The organism is Yersinia enterocolitica subsp. enterocolitica, assembly GCF_901472495.1.
GTDB classification, from domain to species: Bacteria; Pseudomonadota; Gammaproteobacteria; order Enterobacterales; family Enterobacteriaceae; genus Yersinia; species Yersinia enterocolitica.
This window is the reverse complement of record NZ_LR590469.1, coordinates 1,908,603-1,925,508: the sequence shown is the minus strand read 5'-3', so window position 1 is coordinate 1,925,508 and position 16,906 is coordinate 1,908,603. Positions and strand designations below refer to the sequence as shown.

Here is a 16,906-nt window from a genome sequence, read left to right as displayed (position 1 = left end):
CTGATGTTCCCGGCGACGAATAGTATTCGGGTACCGCTGTATTTTTATTTTAAATTTATGATGTTTCACTCACTACGATCGCGTGTCGAGCCTTTCTTCAAGTTAGTCATAAAATCCATAAATGCAGTTCGTAATGGGGCAAATACCGGATGCTTGCGATTCTCCATCATAGTTTCTGAAAACAGTTTCAGACCTAGTGCAAATGCTGCTGTTTTTTCTTTACCAAAATCCAGATCTTCACGCGCCTGTAGCCGTTCGATGATGCCGAGGATCTCATCATGATTCTCGGCTTCGAATGTCACTGGCGCTTTATCCAGAGGCTCGCCTTTGCGATCCGTCAATGGTTCAATGGTGATTCGATAACGATATCCCGACATTAGCTGTTCTCCGGTTCATTCGTCTCTGTCGCCTTGGGTTCTAACGCTTTTTCAATGGTTTCTACTGCGGTCAGTAATGCTGCATTAATATGCTCAACCTGCTCTGGTGTGACATCCGAACGCATCATGCTGCTACGTAGAATATGGCGTAAACGGTGCATTGCATCAGAAATACCTTCAGCCATATTGCCTTCAGGGCGGCGATTTACTTGCGCCAGTCGTGCAAAAATAGCATCAACCATTTGTTGATTTTGTTGTAATTCAGCTTTACCAGCATCGGTAATTTGGTAGCTTTTACGGCCATTACCAGTGGCTACTGGAGTAACAAAATCCTGCTCTTCTAGCAATGTCAGTGTTGGATAGATAACACCTGGGCTAGGTACATATAAGCCTGAAGATGCCTCTTCGATAGCTTTAATCAGTTCATAGCCATGGCTGGGCTTTTTATCAAGCAGCGCCAGCAGAACAACCCGCAAATCGCCATGTTCAAACAAGCGCTGCATTTTTTCACCGCGCCCACGTCTACCGCCTCTTGCGGCTTCGATTGCTTCAGTTGCCATATGATGGCGACCGCCGCGATGCATTCTGTCACCACAACGGCGTTGCCCTTCGTGGTGTTCTTCACCACAACGATGACCACGTTTTGAAAAACCAAACATAATGAATCTCCTTTAGATATATCGAAAACGTTTCGATATATCTAATCTAGATCGATATATCGAAATTAGCAAGAGATGATGTGAAAAAGATATATCTAAATCAGACTACTGACAAACCTCGATAACTCGATCTTGCAAGGTGAAGGCAGGTAGAAGAGTAAAGTGTCCGCGCCAGGGAAGGGTTTACGGCGTCCTTACGATCTGCCTGTTTTCACCGTTACGGGCACTTTGTCATTAACCTCATCTAAATAAGTTTTTTTCGCCAGAGTGGCGGATGGAAAGCTAGAGGAGGAAATTTACAATGGCAGTGATTTCTGAGCGACCAGAGGGAGTGATAGGATATTTTTAGGGATAGGAGAGATAAATAATCCCCTTGCACCGTAGCACGATGGTGATCAAGGGGAGTCGAGCTATCAGCTTTTCTTCACAAACTCAGATTTTAGTTTCATCGGACCAAAGCCATCAATTTTGCAATCGATGTTGTGGTCACCTTCAACCAAGCGGATGCTTTTCACTTTAGTCCCAATTTTCAGGGTTGAAGAGCTACCTTTTACTTTCAGATCTTTAACAACTGTCACCGCGTCACCGTCGGCCAGCAAATTGCCATTGGCATCACGTACTACCAGACCCTCATCGGTAGTTGCAGAATCGCTATTTTCTGACCACTCATTACCACATTCTGGGCAATTCAGTTTTTCCCCTTCCTGCCATGTATACTCAGAATTGCATTTTGGACAGTTTGGCAAACCCATCTCGCTAACCTCTTGAAATTAATATTAATAAATATAAAAAATTGACAAATTACAGATTACTGTATCGATATTCACCTATTTTACACTTTTTATCACATTAAAGGATAGTCAGACTATGATTGAGGTCAGTAAAGGGGAGGGAGGATTATCTTGGTATTAGGTTATATGCTTAGCTTTGTTTCTCATTTTTTTGGTTTATCAATGGATGCTGTGCATAGAAACGCTGTAGGGCTATCTTTTCAGCTTTGCGAGCATCGGCTAATGAAACATCACTATACAGGCCGAAAGATATCATTTTAGGCTTCCCGGCAAAACGATAGCGGAAGTGCCAGCCCTTGGAGCTATTGGGTTTAATCAATAGGGATAGGCTATTGCCATCATTCAAGGTATAGACTTTATCTTGGGCTTTAGCCCGGCGAATTTGAATATCTGTGAGTAGCATGTGTATAGCCCTAAAGATCGAACCTAGTGTTATACGCAATCCTATACACATATGTGCTTAGATTTCACTAAACATTATGGAATCTCTTTAGACACAAAATGCCTATCTATCGTTGTTTTAACAGGGTTTTATGGACTTGATAGGAAGTGCTGAGAAGTGCTAATGGTGTCCCCGACTGGAATCGAATTATTTATTTAATTAATTGTATTTAATGCTTATTTTTAATTTGTAGTTAATCATTTATACATATCGCTATACATTTATTTTGAGGCTTATAGCGATATGACTGATAATCAATTTTCATATGACTAATTCTAATCGATAGAATCTTTACGAATTTCTTGATTTTTTCTTACTATCTTTCCCCATCCTTTATTAGTACTCATCACTCTTTAAAATCACCCCCAAAAAATCACTCACACAAGATAAATTCATTGCCGGTTTTTCATACTAAAATCACCTGTTTTATTCCTCCCAAAGTCGAGTAATCTAAGGGCATCCGATGGACTCTTAAGCAAACTAATGGGGTATGCAGTGAAATATTATTAATTTTACAAAATGTTACATTTGTTTGTTCAATAAATTTCAGCTTAATTAACCGAAATTTATATTAACTCATATTAACTAGATACGAATAAAAACTAACTGATACTAAGTAATACTAACTTAATGATAAAAAACATTGGATATTGTTATTAAAAAGTAAAAATACAAGAATTGATTTTGTTGGGAGTGCCAAGTCATGAACTTTACAGAAAGCATATTGCGTGTAAGTCTATAGGCATCCGAGGGGATTTAGCTGTATCGCTCTCAGATTATAGTTATTTACGTTTCTTTACGAATGAGGCTGCTCACCCATATTCACCTATATTCACCAATATTCGTTCTTGGCAGTGCAAAAAATGACCATAAACTAATGTGTGACTTGGCATGGTTCTCTAACTCTATATTTACATCGGTTAGGGGAAATGTAAGTCTAATAGCGTCTTCACACATTTATACAAGTCTATTAAAGGATAACTTTATGGAGCGGGATTCTATTGCCATAAATAATATGGCAAAAAGGTTAATACGGTTACCCGATGTGATGTCTATTACCGGGTTAAAGCGTTCTACTATTTATTTTAAGATGAAAGAAGGGAATTTCCCTAACAATATCCCTATCGGAGAAAGATCCGTTGCATGGGTAGAGGGGGAAGTAATTAATTGGATTGATGGAAATATTTCAAAGAGAGAAATGAGATGCTAAAAGAATTACAACTGACAAAGTATGATGATGATATCAATACTATTGTGACATATCAGCCAATACCATTTACCCCTGAACAGGGTGATGCTGGCTATGCAATCCGGGTAATCGAAATATATCGATTAAAGAAGATGGCTCACTTATTGGAACAGTTCGAATTATTAACGGGTTATGCAACCTCTCGTTCAAATTGTACACCTTGTGAAATAAATACACTAATTGAACGTGGGCAACAAATTTGTAAGCAAGAAGAAATAAAAGTGAAAGCGGTAGAGCATGAAATCTCACAACTCAATATTGAGCTAAATAATGTTCAGCGGGGAGTGAGTAGCCTGTCCAGTTATAATGGTAATATCCGAGGGTTAATGTCTAATCTTAATGATCGTGTGGAGAATGCAAAGCTAAGGTTAGAAAATACTAAAGCCTCAGTTTCAGCACGTAAAGGATTGTTAGGGCTACTGCGAGGACAGGTTGAGCAGATGCTGAGTGAGGGGAGTAAAGGTTTTAAAGGTAAAGTCATGGAGCTATTACCAATGGATTCTCTTCCATCGGAAACCTATCAGGGGGATAGGTTTAGCAGCGGACTAACGTCACACAAGTATGCTTGGAAAGAGCTAAATAAATTAGAACATGCACTTAAAAATATATTAGAAAAATGTACTGTACCTAAAGATAAATACTCACTAAATAACGGAGGGAAAGAAATTGCTTTATTAAGTAAACAGTATTATCAAATCGAGTCTGAAAGTATGAGAAGTAAAATGTCGCTGGATGATTTTGTTGGGCTGATGAAAAATAAATCTAGTTGGCTCACAGATAAAATACGAATAATAAAAAACTCACTTTAATAATAAATAAACTGAAATTATATAACATAAGGTAATACTAATGGCCAGAGTCAATCCTCCTGCTATGGCAGGACAGTTTCATGCCAATTTTATTGGCGGTATTAGTCAAGCATTCGATAATGAAAAGAGTTTTTCAATATCTGAACCGGCTGAAAATCAGTTACGTATGTCTATGCTGGAATCAGGCTGGATGATGAATAATATTACGTTACTGGATGTGGAGGAGTTGCAAGGGCAATGTATTGAAATAGGTGAATCCACTTTATATACCGGGCGCTCTATTAATGGGCGTTTTAATCGCGAATTAAAAGTTGCAGGTACTGATTATTCGTTGGCTGATACGGATTCTTGTGCTTCGCTATCTTATGAGCGAATGGGCACGATTGCCAATATTGGTGGTATTGAGCACTTTACTCAGACAGTTTCTGATTTCTTCGGTATGGCAATTTCATTGGATATGTTACGGGTGGGTCTTAATGGTCAGCGAATTGCTTATCCAACAGATCCTATAGCTAATCCAAAAGGGGAGGACGTTAATATTGGTTGGCACACCATAGCCAAAGACTTTAATAACGGATCTCAGGTTATAACTGATGAATTAACCCTTGGTGAAGGGGGCGAATTTCCACATTTAGATGCCCTGGCTAACCATTTAATTACGGAAAAAATCCCCGAAGCCTACCGGGAAGATCCCCGCTTAGTGGTCATGGTGGGGGCAGAACTGGCGGCAGCGGAAAGGCTACGTTTATTTAATGCCGCAGACCGCCCGGCAGATACAGCAGCGGCACAAATGCTAATGGGTTCAGTTGCTGGTCGTTTTGCCTTTGTCCCGCCATTTATGCCCGGTAAACGCTTGGCGGTAACTACATTGAGCAATCTGCATATTTATACACAGAAAGGAAGCCGCCGTTTTCGGGCTGAATTTGTTGAAGACCGTAGCGCCTACGAACATAGCTACCTGCGCAATGAGGGTTATGCCTTAGGTAATGGTTTCTTGTATGCCGCCGCAGATGAAGCCGCTATTACTCTGGTTAAGAAGTGAGGTAGCAAATGACTGATTCGCAATTAACTACCGGTTGGATATGTATTGCTACCGAGGGAACCACCATTGATAGCCGCAAAATTGAATCACAGTGGCTGCTTGATATGGCTGAAACCTATGATGTACGCACTTACACCGCGTTGATTTGGGAAGAACACAAACGTGACCGGGATAATTTAGGTGAGGTGCTGGCGCTACGCAGTGATAAGCAAAGTGGCATTGTTCATTTGTATGCCCGTATCCGGCACACGGCTAAATTGATGAGTTATAACGAACTGGGGCAAAAACTGTTTTGCTCCATCGAAGTGGAAGAAGATTTTCAGGACAAAGGTCATTTTTATTTAAGTGGTTTGGCGGTTACTGATAGCCCCGCCAGCATTGGCACTGACCGGTTACGTTTTAGTGCTAACCGTTCTTATTTTTCTAAGCGTGGTGTTAAAGCAAAAATAAGTAAGCCGAGGGAATTTAGTTTATCAGACGCCACTATTATGGCTGGTAAAGGCTGGGTTTCCGCAATAGCGCTAAGTTAATTCTTATATTACAGATAAGAAATACCCGGCTGCTGGGCCGGGTATGGTTCTCTTCTATCGGAAAACAACAATGAAAAATAATTCAATTAATGCTGATTTGACTATCTCATTCACCGTTATTTCCGTCAATAAAATAGGTTCGGATATATACGGTTATATTACTGACAAAAGTATTTATGCTTTAGGTTCTATGCCACGGCGTTTTAATTCCTGCCGGGCCAGCTCTTTAAACCAATTGCCAAGGCTCACGCCATCTTTAGCCGCTTCCGCATTAAGTTGTTCACGCAGTTCTGGCGCGATACGAATTTGGAATGTTGGCGATAGACCGTCACCTTTCGGGCTTTTATCTCGTTTTATAGTTGACACGTACGTACATAACCTCATAAGCTGTCTTTCGTTAGGTACGTACGTTAACACGACGTACCGACAAAATACAGCGGCCCGTCAAGGTGCTACCAACACCAAGCCGGGCCTGACCATCATGTTAGAGGAACTAACGCAATGGCTACGTCAAAGTGTACCTACATCTTTGCTGCGATCAACCGCACCCAACAGAAAATTAGCCCTGTCATGCTGCATATCACCGCAGAGAATGAGAAGACAGCCCGCCGCCGTTATGCCGCAGATTACATACTGCTTTTTGCCGGGCGTTTGCCTGTGCAGGAGGCATAACATGACGACTAAATATAATTTAGCGCAGGGAAGTGTAGATAAAGTTCTACGGGCCATGCTGGTTTCAGAATTAATGAGAGAGTTATTGTACTCAAAAAATGAAACCCCACAGCCTCATGTTAATTCAGTCAATATAGCGGCTGTCTTTGATTGTATTTATGAAGATTTAGATTCTGTATTGGATAACGAATTTGACAGGGGAAAGAATGAAAGCCGTTAATTTATTCCCGTCATTGTTATTTCTTTTCATATTTACAATGGAGACGCCGCGATGAGCAGTCAATTTGTCTCTGAAACGCTGCAAGCGGCCCGTGGGCGTTGGCCGCATATTTTGCCAGCGTTGGGTATTACCGTGCCAGAGAATGGTAAACACGGCGCTTGCCCGAAGTGTGGCGGTAGTGATCGTTTTCGCTTTGATGATCAAGGGGGCCGTGGCACATGGATTTGTAGCCAGTGCAGTCATGGTGATGGGTTGGATCTCATTCGTTTGGTATCTGGCAACGGGGCATTTCAGGCGGCAACTGAGGTGGCCAAGGCGCTAGCCTTACCGAATGCACCGCAGGAAGCGATTAAGCCTGCCAGAAATGAAATTCCCGAAGAGCGCAAAAAGGCGATGGTGGCCAAGGCTTACCACGCTTTGCTAGCCCATTGCAGCAGCGGAGAAAGCAGTTATCTGGCTGATAAGGGGTTGTCTGGTCATAGCCAATCTATTACGCAGGATGTTCATAAAACGGGAGGGATGGACTTCCCGGCAGGCTCTTTGTTGTTACCGCTAACTGATATCGACGGCAGGTTAACCGGTGGCCAGCTTATCAGCCCGTTAGGTGACAAGCGGTTATTGCCCAATACGGTGCTTAAAGGGGCGTTTATTGCGGTTCACCCATTAGAGGCAGGGGATAACCCAGAGCTGGTAGTTATCACTGAGGGTTATGCCACGGCTTTAACGCTGGATATGTTAACTGATGGGCTGGTTGTGGCGGCAGTCGCGGCTAACAATCTGCCGAACGTGGCGCAACACCTGCGCCATAAATGGCCCGATGCGCGGTTGATTATCGCCGGGGATAACGATTTTGATGATGGTAAAGAGAACACCGGCAAACAGTGGGCCGAGAAAGCCGCTAAAGCAGTAGATGGTTGGGTATCACTACCTCCTACCCGTCATAAAGCGGATTGGGACGATTACCGCCGTGATAATGGGCTGGAACGGGCTAAAGAAGCCTTTCGGGAAGAAATGATCCTGTTTGGTAAAGGCAAAACCAAACTGCCGCAGGGGTTCCGCTTAACGCAGGAATATCTTTGGTATGACAAGCTGGTGAATAAGTCTGATGGTGATACCGAGATCCGCAATATCAAACTGTGCAGCCCGGTAAGAGTCACGGCGATTACCTGCGATTCTGACGGCGGCAACTATGGCCGCTTGCTGGAATGGGAAGACACCAACGGTATTAGCCGTAAGTGGGCCATGCCGATGGAGATGCTCAGTAGCAGCGGGGAAGAGCTGCGGCGCATTCTGTTGAGCAATGGCCTGTCTTATATCAGTACCACCGGGCAGGCGCGGGCGCATTTGATGGAATACCTTTCCCTGTGCAAGCCAGAGCGCAAGGTAACTTGTGTTAATAAAACCGGCTGGCATGGTTCGGTTTATGTGCTGCAAGACGAAGTGATCGGCGTTGGGGCTGAGTCGGTAATCTTACAAACCGCCAGCGTACTGGGGCGGGATTTCAGGACTGCCGGAACACTGGACGAATGGCGCGATCAGGTTTCCCGTTATTGCGTCGGTAATGGCCGGGTGGCGTTTTCGGTCAGTCTCTCTTTTGCCTCACCACTGTTAAAACTGGTCGGTGTGGGCGGCGGTGGTTATCACCTGAAAGGGGAATCAACGGACGGTAAAACCACCACCATGAAAGTAGCGGCTTCAGTCTGTGGTGGCACTGACTTCTGGCATACGTGGCGCTCAACCGGTAACGCGCTGGAGGGCACCGCCAGCCGTCGCAATGATGCCACCCTAATGTTAGACGAAATACGGGAAGTGGATGGCAGAGAGGCCGGGAATATCGCCTATATGCTGGCGAATGGCCAAGGGAAAGCGCGTGCGCGTACTGACGGCAGCTTACGCGAGGCTAACCGTTGGTGTCTGTTGTTTCTGTCTACCGGTGAATTGTCGTTAGTCGAACATGCGGCCAACGCCGGAGAGCGTACTTATGCCGGTGTGGAAGTGCGGATGGTGCAGATCCCCAGTGATTCCGGTAAGCATGGTGTATTTGAAGAGTTGCACGGCTTTGCCGGAGGTAAAGCCCTGTCGGAGCACTTAGAACAGGCGGTTGCTTCCTGCTATGGCGAACCGTTCCGTGCTTGGTTGCGGCTGTTAACCGCAGACCTGACCGGCATGACCAGCAAGGCCAAGATACTGCTAAAAGAATACACCCGGCTGCTTACCCCGGAGAACGCCGGTAATCAGGTGGGCCGCGCAGTTACCCGTTTTGCACTGGTGGCAATGGCCGGAGAGTTGGCCACACAGGTTGGGATCACCGGCTGGCCAGAGGGCGAGGCGTTCCGGGCAGCACAAACCTGCCTTAATGCGTGGATGGGGGATCGTGGCCACACCGCCAATCAGGAAGACGCCGCCGCACTGGAACAGGTAAAAGAGTTCATTACCCGTAATCAGTTCAGCCGCTTTGCTGACTGGCATGACGAGCGCAGCCGCCCGGCTAACATGGTGGGCTTCCGGCGAGTGGATAAAGGCAATAACAAAGAAGATGCGGTGACGACGTTCTTTATTTTAGCCACCGGCTGGAAAGAAATCTGCAAGGGCTTTGATGCCAAGAAAGTGGCTCAACTCTGTGTAAAGGCCGGTTATCTCGATGTGCCAGAGGATGCCCGGACACAGAAAAACATTCGCCTGCCAGAAATGGGGCTTAAACGGGTCTATCAGTTCAACAGCACGGTTTTAGGTTAATACACTCACGCGAGTCTTATTGAGAACTGGTAACACTGGTAACAGAGGTAACAACCATAAGCCGCAAGGGGCAGGGCTGTTACCAGTAGTAGAGGGCTATTGGTAACACTGGTAACAGAAATCAGCCTGTTACCACCGGTTACCAGTTGATAATGCTCAGTGGTAACTCAGTTTATCTATATAAATCAAAGGTGTTACCAGCGTTACCACTGATACCAGTCACAGGCGTAAGAGACAATATAAAAACGAGTCAGTTCGAGGCTTATTTTCTGGCTGGCGGTTCTGGCTTTAAACAGAGGGCCATATCAATATGCGAGTTTTTAAAGTTATTTGTCCAGATTGTGGTACACCCGCTCATATTCGTAAAACTAACCGCAAGCATAGCCATATAGCGGATCTCTATTGTGCTTGTACTAATCTTGAATGTGGCCATACCTTTGTGATGAATGCGACCTTTTCCCATACCCTTAGCCCCAGCGCGTTAACGCATAGTCGGTTAATTAAGGACTTGGTAGACCATATATCACCGCAGGAACGGCAAGAGGCTATCCGGTTGTTGCAAGTGGCTCATAAAGATGAGGAACAACAGCAGGCAATCAGTGACGCAAAGCCGCAAATTACGCGCAGGGTGAGCAAGGATTACGTGGCCAACCGTTAGCCCTGTGTTACCACGCTGGCGCTAGATTTTCTTCCCGGCCCTGTACTGTGTTTTTCAGTTAGCCCAAAATGACCTTGCCCCGCGAAGCCACGCCCGGCAAGGGTTTCAACATTTTACTCACGCTATTCTCTCACCTAATTTTTCTACTCTCACCACGTAAAATAGAATACTTGTTTTAAATCATATAATTAAAACTTTTAGCGGCAAGATTGGTAAAAGCGAAACTGAAATTTACTGAAATTTACTGAAATTCTTTTCAATCTTTTCAGTTGGTAAAATACTGCAAAGCCCCAGCCACGGCGCGGGCTGGCGAGTTGTTTTGTAGGAATTTAAAACTGAAATAAGTTTATAAAGCAAAGTGTGCAGGCGGGTGCGGTGTAGTGCCGTTTCCGTGGGGGGGAGGTTTCTTTCATAGGGATTCTACGGTATAGGAGGGGTAAGGTTGATTTAAAAGATTTAGGGCTGTGAGAGCATGATTTTTAGCTTACGTGGAGTGTGGATGAGGTAGCTGTCTCTTGGTACTGTATTTGTGTTATTTATCATTTGTTAACTTAAGTGTTGTGTGTAGAATGTCATATGTCGAGGCGTATCGCTTTGCGATCATCCAGTAATGGGTGCAACTAATTCTGGGAGGCTTTGCCTCTAGCTACGCTAGTCTGTTCATGCAGGCGTTACTCAATGTACTACGTAAGGCGCCTCGACTTTTAAAGGAATGTATTATGAGTGATTTCGCGAATAAAATTTGGTGGACCAAGAAATCTAGAATAAAAGCAGAAAGAAGATTATTAAATTTAGATTTTTACTCGCAATCTTTATTGCTATGGTATTCTATTTTTTTAGTGGGATATTCAATATTTTCATTGGTAAATCCCGCGTCTGGAAATGCAGAGTCGGCGGTTATGATTGCGCTTTCCGTATTGGTGTTAGCTATGACACTATTTATTAGTAACATGAACTTTAAAGGGCGAGCGATGCTCATGAAGCAATGTTACGAACAACTAAGTGTCATTTACACAAAATCAATGGTTACTACGGACTTTGCTGAACTTGATATTGAATATCAACGTATCTTATCTATATCTGAAAATCACTCAGAGCAAGATTATTGCAGTGCACTTGTTGATGAATATAATAATACGATTGATAAAACAAAACTAAGTAAGACACCAACTGCTAACCAAATATCTCAACGTCAAAACATGACGTATATAAATCGTGCGATTGTTATATTTTCTGCCTTATTCCCAATTATAGTAGTAATAATTTTGAGGGTTTTCTCAAGTGAAATTAGCCCAACAGTTTGATTCTTTTTTCACTAAAGAATATTTAAGTAAAGTTTATTCAGAACATATAATTCTATCTTCTGCTACTGGTGTTGATAATATGACCCATGAACTTTTATGGAAAATATTAGATGAGCAATTAAATATTATCAACAGAAAAGTAATGACTTCAACTTATACTTTTAGTAAATACAAACTGAAGTTAATTAGTAAAGGGCGAGGGAAATCACCAAGGGAAATATCAATACCAACTATTAGAGATAAAATAACCTTACGTGCGTTATGTGACTTCCTTAAATTTAAATATGAAGATGTTCTGGATTTTCAATTGCCCCAAAGTATAGTAAGACAGGTAAAAGATGATCTTTTAAGTACAGAATATACAGCTTTTATAAAACTTGATGTTGCAAATTTTTATCCATCAATCAAGCATGATAAATTGATTAGTCGTCTGCGTGCACGTCTACGAGATGATAGGATTATTACCTTGGTAACTAATGCTATAAAAGCGCCAACAGTGAGCAAACCAAGTAAGCATGATATGCATTCTGAACGAGGTGTACCGCAAGGACTCTCGATATCTAATATTTTAGCGGCTATTTTTTTGTCTAATCTGGATAAACGAATAAAAAATAGAGAAGGCATTAAATATTATCGCTATGTTGATGATGTTCTTATTCTTTGCAAAAGTGAAGAAGTAACACAAATATCACAGTCATTGGTTAAAAACTTTAGAGAATTAGGGCTGAAAGTTTATGATCCGATTAAATATCCTGAGAAATCATCATCTGGATCTTTGTTGAAAGATAATTTCAGTTATTTGGGGTACTATTTTTCAAATGAGGTCGTATCTGCAAGGATAGGTTCTGTTGAAAGATTAAGAGAATCATTGCTTGCAATCTTTACAGGCTATAAACACTCTAGATTGAAAAGCTTAGAGTTTTTAGAGTGGCGAATTAATTTAAGAGTGACAGGGTGTATTTTTCAAAGCAAATCCAAGGGATGGATGTATTTCTTTTCAGAAATAACTGATGAAATTTTATTGCATCAGTTAGATAATTTTTTGAAGGGGTTATGTAAAAGATTTAACACGCCAATTAGTTTAAAATCTTTCGTGAGATCATATTATCAGATACAAAATAATAGGCGAGAAACAAAATATATACCGAATTTTGATAACTATACAATAGAAGAGAAATCTCATGTTTTAAGTTATTTTTTTAAAAAGAACACTGAAAAATTGACAAATAAAGAGATTGAGTATCATTTTAAAAAAAGAATATCTAGACAAGTTAAAGATCTTGAGACTGATGTTAAAGATGCAGGATACTAATAATTATCTGAATTAAAGAAGATGTGAGTAGCATACCACTGCAACATTTCCCTACGTCCTTCAAGATATTGCGCGTGGTTATAAGTTCCTCTGATTGAATTTTTATCAACATGAGCAAGCTGGGTTTCAATCCACGCACTGTTATAGCCTTTCTCATGCAAGATAGTGCTCATGGTGTGCCGGAAGCCGTGACCGGTGGCCCTACCGTGATAACCCAGCATCTTAATTACTTTATTGATACTCGCCTCACTCATTGGCTTACCGGCATCATTACGGCCGGGGAACACTAACTTATAATTCCCTGTCAGCACCTTGAGTTTTTCAAGGATCGCCAAGGCTTGTGTAGAAAGTGGCACAAGGTGAGGGCGGCGCTTCTTCATCCGTTCTTTAGGAACCTCCCACAAAGCATTATCCAGATCAAATTCAGACCATTCAGCGGCCCGTAGTTCTATAGTTCTTACACCCGTGAGCATTAACAACTGGGTGGCGTATTTGGTCAGTTTGCTACCTTTATAACTATCCAATGCCTGAATAAATTCGGGTAACTCACTTTCAGTCAGGAAAGGGTAATGGCCATTCTTGGGGCGGTTTAGTGCGCTGGCCAGATCCGGGGCTGGGTTATAAGTGGCCCGCCCGGTCACTACGGCATAGCGGAAGACTTCACCACAGCGCCGCCTGATTTTCCCGGTGAGTTCCAGTGCGCCACGTTTTTCGATGCGTTGTAGAACGGCCAGTAGTTCTAACGGTGCTATCTGGTCAATTGGGCGCTTGCCGATATAAGGAAATACGTTGTTATCGAAGCCACGCATGACGGTATCCGCATATTCTGGTGTCCATGTCGCAAGTTTGGAGGTATGCCATTCGCGGGCAATATCTTCAAAGGTATTTTTAGCCGGATACTTTAAGGCAATCTTTTCCGCTTTACGGGCATCACTGGGGTTGGTGCCATTGGCTAAAGCTGATTTTGTTTCTTCACGTTGGCGGCGAGCATCAGCCAGTGATACGGGGCCATAGACACCAAATGAAATCATATGAGCCTTGCCGCCAAATTGATAACGGAAACGCCAACCTTTCACTCCATTAGGGGAAATGATGAGTGATAAGCCTTTGCCATCATTGAGTGTATAAGCCTTGTCTGTAGGCTTGGCGGAGCGGATTTTGAAGTCATTTAGCAGCATTTTTGTATAACCATAAGATCGAACCTAGCGTTATACAACATTCTATACAAGTTTTGCTTAGCTGTTACGGGTGTTTTTGGGATTTCTTTGGACGTGTATTTTTATAAAGCAGTTGTTTTTAAAGGTTTTTTAGACTTTATTGAACATCTTGAGAAGTACTAATGGTGTCCCCGACTGGAATCGAACCAGTAACTAGCCCTTAGGAGGGGCTTGTTATATCCGTTTAACTACGGGGACCTGTTCATCAGCAGGGTGACTGCCGATGAAGTGTACTGCCGGTGTATTATACGCATTTTGACCCAGATAATAAGCAGTTAGCTGTCTGTTTGGTTACTCTGTCACCAACTGGTGGTGAATAATGAGTATTTGTTGGCAAAAAACATCAGACATAGCCGTAAAATACGAGCCGCTACGGCTGTGGGGGCGGTGAATCACTGTCCACTTTTTCGCTTTTTTTAGGTTGATGGGCCATATCACTACGAATCTGTGCATGGCTTATCAGGGCAAAAATAAAGGTGCCACCAATAATATTACCTGCCAGCGTCGGGATCGCGAACGGGTAAATAAATTGCTGCCAGGGTATTGAGCCGTTAAATACTAAATAGAAGATTTCTACTGAGCCGACTACAATATGGGTCAAATCGCACAAAGCGACTAAATAAGTCATCAGGAAAATTACCCATATCTTGGCCCCACCTGCCGAGGGCATCATCCATACCATAGTGGCAATAATCCAACCGGAAAATATGCCTTTAGCAAACATTTCTCCCGCTGAACTCTCCATCACTCCTTGGGCAATAGTGACAAACGCCGCGCGTGTTGCATTATCAAATACTGGCATATGAATAAAGGAATAGGCTGCAATCCCCGTGCCGATCAGGTTGCCCAATAGCACCAGCCCCCAGAGGCGAAATAATAGAATGAAGTTTTGGCGGCTCGGTTTTTGCATTATTGGCAATACGGGTGTGACGGTATTTTCGGTAAATAGCTGTTGGCGGGCCATAATGACAATAATAAAACCAAAGGTATAACCGATATTTTCCAGGAGAAAACTGGCCGGAGTTTCAGGCAATTTTGCATGAAAAATACCTTTGGCAATCAGGGATGCTCCCATTGAAAGCCCCGCCGCAACCGCCGACCATAATAGTGCAAAGCTGTCGCGCTCTAACTCTTTCTCTCCGTCGACACGGATAATCTCATGAATGGCCGCCGCTTTGGAGGGGAGCTTCTTTTCATTGACTTCAATTTCTTGCTCTTCATGTGGCTCATCACTTTCTACAGCTAATTCGCCCTTATCTTGAGACCGTTTTTCATTACTCATAAGGGACTCCTGATTAGTAGAGGGAAAAGGCAATAGCCAAGCCATAAGCATAGTTGCAAATTTTTATTCGCGACTTTTTGGTCATGCAGATGGAAGTAAAAGGTTAGCTGGTTTTTATGTTGTTGGTTTTTTCTACAGAATATTGATCTTAACCCGAATATTACCTCTATAAGGGTAGGGATAGCGTTGGGGCCATACTACGTAAGGATTAAGCCTTTATGTTATCATTCGGTTTTCCTGAACTGACAATCCTACGGTGGAAGACAACCCTTCATGCTGGAAGCTAAAAATCTGACCTGCATCCGAGATGAAAGAAGCTTATTTCAACAGCTCAGTTTTTGTGTGGCTGCGGGGGAAATTGTGCAGATTGAGGGGCAAAACGGAGCCGGTAAAACCAGTCTGTTGCGCATTCTGGCGGGCCTTGCCGATGCCGACGAAGGGCAGGTGAATTGGTTGGGTGAGAATATCCGCCGTGACCGCGCCCGTTATCATCAGGATTTACTCTTTTTAGGCCATCAGCCGGGGATCAAATCTGTACTCACCCCTTTTGAGAATTTGGCCTTTTATCAGTCGGTATTTCAATTGGTTGATAGTGCTGCTATTTGGCAGGCATTATCTCAAGTCGGACTGGTGGGGTATGAAGATTTGCCGGTATCGCAGTTATCTGCGGGTCAACAACGGCGGGTGGCTTTAGCTCGTTTGTGGTTGAGTCAGGCTCCGTTATGGATTTTGGATGAACCACTAACCGCCATTGATAAACAGGGGGTTAGCACCTTGTTGGCTCTGTTTGTGGAACATGCCGCCAAAGGAGGCATGGTGCTGCTCACCACTCATCAGGAGTTGGATGGTGTCGGGCAGCAGGTACGTAAAATCCGTTTAACCAACACGCAGGAGAATTAATGTTTATTAGCGTGTTGCGCCGTGAATTAAAAATTGCCTTCAGAAAAGGTGCAGAAATCGTTAACCCGCTCTGGTTTTTTCTGATTGTCATTACCTTGTTTCCGCTGGGTATCGGCCCAGAGCCGCAATTACTGGCGCGCATTGCACCTGGCATCGTTTGGGTTGCAGCCCTGCTGGCATCATTATTGTCACTAGAGCGACTTTTCCGTGATGATTTCCATGATGGTTCTCTTGAGCAGTTGCTGTTATTACCCAGCCCGCTAGCACTCACGGTGTTAGGCAAAGTATGTGCTCACTGGGTGGTTACCGGGCTGCCTTTACTGATTTTATCGCCGCTGGTGGCTTTATTGCTTTCCCTTGACAGTAACACCGCTATTGCAATGGCGCTGACACTGCTATTGGGGACGCCGACCTTGAGTTTCATCGGCGCGATTGGTGTGGCGCTGACGGTGGGGTTACGCAAAGGCGGAGTTTTGCTGAGTTTATTGGTGCTGCCGCTGTATATCCCGGTATTGATATTTGCTACAGCAGCCATTGATGCGGCTTCAATGTCGCTGCCCATTGATGGCTATCTGGCGATTTTAGGGGCCATGTTGGCAGGGAGCGCGACACTGGCGCCTTTTGCTACCGCCGCTGCATTGAGAGTGAGTGTGCACTAGCAGGGCATGGCAGCAAACTATCAGTAACAAAGGTTTGTAATAAGAAA

General features: G+C 43.5%; 18 protein-coding genes, 1 tRNA gene and 1 pseudogene. 12 read left to right on the top strand and 8 right to left on the bottom strand.

Annotated features, from left to right (window positions below; translation table 11 throughout):
• Positions 1-65 precede the first annotated feature (65 nt).
• The 4 genes and pseudogenes from FGL26_RS09080 to FGL26_RS09065 all read right to left on the bottom strand — a co-directional run.
• Complete coding sequence (locus FGL26_RS09080) at positions 66-377, bottom strand: DUF3861 domain-containing protein (RefSeq protein ID WP_005158658.1); 312 nt, start codon at positions 375-377, stop codon at positions 66-68.
• Positions 377-1,036 carry a PadR family transcriptional regulator gene (locus tag FGL26_RS09075; protein WP_011815893.1) on the bottom strand — a complete coding sequence of 220 codons (660 nt, stop codon included), beginning with the start codon at positions 1,034-1,036 and terminating at the stop codon, positions 377-379. The genes FGL26_RS09080 and FGL26_RS09075 overlap by 1 nt, the downstream gene beginning before the upstream one ends.
• Positions 1,037-1,449: 413 nt before the next feature.
• Positions 1,450-1,788 carry a zinc ribbon domain-containing protein YjdM gene (locus tag FGL26_RS09070; RefSeq protein WP_005172035.1) on the bottom strand — a complete coding sequence of 113 codons (339 nt, stop codon included), beginning with the start codon at positions 1,786-1,788 and terminating at the stop codon, positions 1,450-1,452.
• 223 nt (positions 1,789-2,011) lie between these two features.
• Positions 2,012-2,230: pseudogene (locus FGL26_RS09065) on the bottom strand (Arm DNA-binding domain-containing protein); the annotation flags it as partial.
• Positions 2,231-3,254: 1,024 nt separating this feature from the next.
• On the opposite strand from FGL26_RS09065, the gene FGL26_RS09060 reads away from it, so the two are divergent.
• Genes FGL26_RS09060 through FGL26_RS09045 form a run of 4 tightly spaced genes read left to right on the top strand, consistent with a single transcriptional unit; the run spans position 3,255 to position 5,899 of the window.
• Entirely contained in the window at positions 3,255-3,479 is a 225-nt protein-coding gene (locus FGL26_RS09060) for an AlpA family transcriptional regulator (protein ID WP_005172029.1), read from the top strand.
• On the top strand, positions 3,473-4,327 hold the full coding sequence (locus FGL26_RS09055) for a hypothetical protein (protein WP_032912791.1): 855 nt from the start codon (positions 3,473-3,475) through the stop codon (positions 4,325-4,327). Before FGL26_RS09060 ends, FGL26_RS09055 begins: the two co-directional genes overlap by 7 nt.
• 40 nt (positions 4,328-4,367) lie before the next feature.
• On the top strand, positions 4,368-5,369 hold the full coding sequence (locus tag FGL26_RS09050; RefSeq protein WP_050498977.1) for a P2 family phage major capsid protein: 1,002 nt from the start codon (positions 4,368-4,370) through the stop codon (positions 5,367-5,369).
• 8 nt (positions 5,370-5,377) lie between these two features.
• Positions 5,378-5,899, top strand: coding sequence for a GPO family capsid scaffolding protein (locus FGL26_RS09045; protein WP_032912790.1), 522 nt, complete (start codon positions 5,378-5,380; stop codon positions 5,897-5,899).
• Between the two features lie 174 nt (positions 5,900-6,073).
• On the opposite strand, the gene FGL26_RS09040 is transcribed toward FGL26_RS09045, so the two are convergent.
• Complete coding sequence (locus FGL26_RS09040; RefSeq protein WP_004703800.1) at positions 6,074-6,265, bottom strand: toxin-antitoxin system HicB family antitoxin; 192 nt, start codon at positions 6,263-6,265, stop codon at positions 6,074-6,076.
• Positions 6,266-6,400: 135 nt separating this feature from the next.
• Between FGL26_RS09040 and FGL26_RS09035 the strand changes: the two genes are divergently transcribed.
• The 6 genes from FGL26_RS09035 (at position 6,401) to FGL26_RS09010 (ending at position 12,801) form a co-directional block, all read left to right on the top strand.
• Positions 6,401-6,571 (top strand): host cell division inhibitor Icd-like protein, encoded by a 171-nt coding sequence (locus FGL26_RS09035; protein WP_004703797.1) that lies wholly within the window; start codon positions 6,401-6,403, stop codon positions 6,569-6,571.
• Position 6,572: 1 nt separating this feature from the next.
• Positions 6,573-6,791 (top strand): hypothetical protein, encoded by a 219-nt coding sequence (locus FGL26_RS09030; RefSeq protein ID WP_032912789.1) that lies wholly within the window; start codon positions 6,573-6,575, stop codon positions 6,789-6,791.
• A 51-nt stretch (positions 6,792-6,842) separates the two neighbouring features.
• Positions 6,843-9,527 (top strand): DUF927 domain-containing protein, encoded by a 2,685-nt coding sequence (locus tag FGL26_RS09025; protein WP_032912787.1) that lies wholly within the window; start codon positions 6,843-6,845, stop codon positions 9,525-9,527.
• Between the two features lie 310 nt (positions 9,528-9,837).
• Positions 9,838-10,185 (top strand): Ogr/Delta-like zinc finger protein, encoded by a 348-nt coding sequence (locus tag FGL26_RS09020; protein ID WP_005172006.1) that lies wholly within the window; start codon positions 9,838-9,840, stop codon positions 10,183-10,185.
• A 719-nt stretch (positions 10,186-10,904) separates the two neighbouring features.
• Positions 10,905-11,489: an SLATT domain-containing protein gene (locus FGL26_RS09015; RefSeq protein ID WP_005172004.1), complete on the top strand. Its 585-nt coding sequence runs from the start codon at positions 10,905-10,907 to the stop codon at positions 11,487-11,489.
• Positions 11,467-12,801, top strand: a complete 1,335-nt coding sequence (locus FGL26_RS09010; RefSeq protein ID WP_005172001.1) for a reverse transcriptase domain-containing protein — start codon at positions 11,467-11,469, stop codon at positions 12,799-12,801. The genes FGL26_RS09015 and FGL26_RS09010 overlap by 23 nt, the downstream gene beginning before the upstream one ends.
• Here the strand turns inward: FGL26_RS09010 and FGL26_RS09005 are convergent.
• The 3 genes from FGL26_RS09005 to FGL26_RS08995 form a co-directional block, all read right to left on the bottom strand.
• Positions 12,798-13,979, bottom strand: coding sequence for a tyrosine-type recombinase/integrase (locus FGL26_RS09005; RefSeq protein WP_005171997.1), 1,182 nt, complete (start codon positions 13,977-13,979; stop codon positions 12,798-12,800). The two genes, FGL26_RS09010 and FGL26_RS09005, sit on opposite strands and share 4 nt — an antisense overlap.
• Positions 13,980-14,141: 162 nt before the next feature.
• Positions 14,142-14,216, bottom strand: a tRNA-Arg gene (locus tag FGL26_RS09000).
• A 172-nt stretch (positions 14,217-14,388) separates the two neighbouring features.
• The gene (locus FGL26_RS08995) at positions 14,389-15,300 is read right to left on the bottom strand and encodes a formate/nitrite transporter family protein (protein WP_005171994.1); all 912 of its coding nucleotides are present in this window, start codon (positions 15,298-15,300) and stop codon (positions 14,389-14,391) included.
• A 273-nt stretch (positions 15,301-15,573) separates the two neighbouring features.
• Between FGL26_RS08995 and ccmA the strand changes: the two genes are divergently transcribed.
• Positions 15,574-16,200, top strand: coding sequence for a cytochrome c biogenesis heme-transporting ATPase CcmA (gene ccmA / locus FGL26_RS08990; RefSeq protein WP_005171991.1), 627 nt, complete (start codon positions 15,574-15,576; stop codon positions 16,198-16,200).
• The gene (gene ccmB / locus FGL26_RS08985; RefSeq protein ID WP_005171988.1) at positions 16,200-16,859 is read left to right on the top strand and encodes a heme exporter protein CcmB; all 660 of its coding nucleotides are present in this window, start codon (positions 16,200-16,202) and stop codon (positions 16,857-16,859) included. Before ccmA ends, ccmB begins: the two co-directional genes overlap by 1 nt.
• The last annotated feature ends 47 nt before the right edge of the window (positions 16,860-16,906 follow it).

Coding starts and splice junctions, on each gene's coding strand:
- FGL26_RS09080 (WP_005158658.1), bottom strand. CDS start 377: ATGTCGGGATATCGTTATCGAATCACCATTGAACCATTGACGGATCGC.
- FGL26_RS09075 (WP_011815893.1), bottom strand. CDS start 1,036: ATGTTTGGTTTTTCAAAACGTGGTCATCGTTGTGGTGAAGAACACCAC.
- FGL26_RS09070 (WP_005172035.1), bottom strand. CDS start 1,788: ATGGGTTTGCCAAACTGTCCAAAATGCAATTCTGAGTATACATGGCAG.
- FGL26_RS09060 (WP_005172029.1), top strand. CDS start 3,255: ATGGAGCGGGATTCTATTGCCATAAATAATATGGCAAAAAGGTTAATA.
- FGL26_RS09055 (WP_032912791.1), top strand. CDS start 3,473: ATGCTAAAAGAATTACAACTGACAAAGTATGATGATGATATCAATACT.
- FGL26_RS09050 (WP_050498977.1), top strand. CDS start 4,368: ATGGCCAGAGTCAATCCTCCTGCTATGGCAGGACAGTTTCATGCCAAT.
- FGL26_RS09045 (WP_032912790.1), top strand. CDS start 5,378: ATGACTGATTCGCAATTAACTACCGGTTGGATATGTATTGCTACCGAG.
- FGL26_RS09035 (WP_004703797.1), top strand. CDS start 6,401: ATGGCTACGTCAAAGTGTACCTACATCTTTGCTGCGATCAACCGCACC.
- FGL26_RS09030 (WP_032912789.1), top strand. CDS start 6,573: ATGACGACTAAATATAATTTAGCGCAGGGAAGTGTAGATAAAGTTCTA.
- FGL26_RS09025 (WP_032912787.1), top strand. CDS start 6,843: ATGAGCAGTCAATTTGTCTCTGAAACGCTGCAAGCGGCCCGTGGGCGT.
- FGL26_RS09020 (WP_005172006.1), top strand. CDS start 9,838: ATGCGAGTTTTTAAAGTTATTTGTCCAGATTGTGGTACACCCGCTCAT.
- FGL26_RS09015 (WP_005172004.1), top strand. CDS start 10,905: ATGAGTGATTTCGCGAATAAAATTTGGTGGACCAAGAAATCTAGAATA.
- FGL26_RS09005 (WP_005171997.1), bottom strand. CDS start 13,979: ATGCTGCTAAATGACTTCAAAATCCGCTCCGCCAAGCCTACAGACAAG.
- FGL26_RS08995 (WP_005171994.1), bottom strand. CDS start 15,300: ATGAGTAATGAAAAACGGTCTCAAGATAAGGGCGAATTAGCTGTAGAA.
- ccmA (WP_005171991.1), top strand. CDS start 15,574: ATGCTGGAAGCTAAAAATCTGACCTGCATCCGAGATGAAAGAAGCTTA.
- ccmB (WP_005171988.1), top strand. CDS start 16,200: ATGTTTATTAGCGTGTTGCGCCGTGAATTAAAAATTGCCTTCAGAAAA.